We start from the raw sequence: 557 nt of genomic DNA, 5'->3' as shown, positions 1-557 counted from the left end.
AAGCCACCCGGCCGCCGGGCCAGGCGCACCTCGACCCAGTGCAGCTCGCCAGCCGGGCCGAGGTAACGCAGGCTGCCGACCCAGGGTGCCGCGCCTGTCTCCAGGCCCTGCATCGCCTGCTGCCACAGGTTGCGATCCTCGATGTGCAGGAACTGGCGGTGGTCGAGGCCCAGGCAGTCGCCCACGCGCCGCCCGCTGAGCAGCTCCCAGCCACGATTGCCGCGCAGCATCGTCCCGGCCGCGTCCAGCTGGATCAGCGCCACCGGCAGTTCATCGAAACCCAGCGCGCCGGCCTCGGCCCTGGCCACGCGGCCACCCAGGCGGCCCAGATAATGGATCAGCCGCTTCATCACTGCCCTCCCGCGCCATCGATCAGTTGGCTGCGATGCGCCCAGGCCGCCAGTTCCAGGCGCGAACGCAGGTTGAGCTTGCTCAGCAGATGCTTCACGTAGACCTTCACCGTGCCCTCGCTGATACCCAGTTGCCGGGCAATCAGCTTGTTGCTGAAGCCTTCGCTGATCAGCGCCAGCGTCTGCCGCTCACGCTCGGTCAGCTCG

At 68.9% G+C, this 557-nt stretch carries 2 protein-coding genes; both read right to left on the bottom strand.

The window, feature by feature from the left end; translation table 11 throughout:
- Positions 1–350, bottom strand: a 350-nt coding sequence (locus tag J0A65_RS25355; RefSeq protein WP_206596989.1) for a PAS domain-containing protein, incomplete at its 3' end; no start/stop codon positions are given.
- Positions 350–557: LuxR C-terminal-related transcriptional regulator (locus J0A65_RS25350; RefSeq protein WP_206596988.1), on the bottom strand; the 208-nt coding region annotated here is incomplete at its 5' end. The genes J0A65_RS25350 and J0A65_RS25355, both read right to left, overlap by 1 nt.

The sequence above is a fragment of the Bowmanella yangjiangensis genome (assembly GCF_017255015.1).
GTDB lineage: Bacteria > Pseudomonadota > Gammaproteobacteria > Enterobacterales > Alteromonadaceae > Bowmanella > Bowmanella yangjiangensis.
This window is presented reverse-complemented; position numbering and strand designations above follow the sequence as displayed.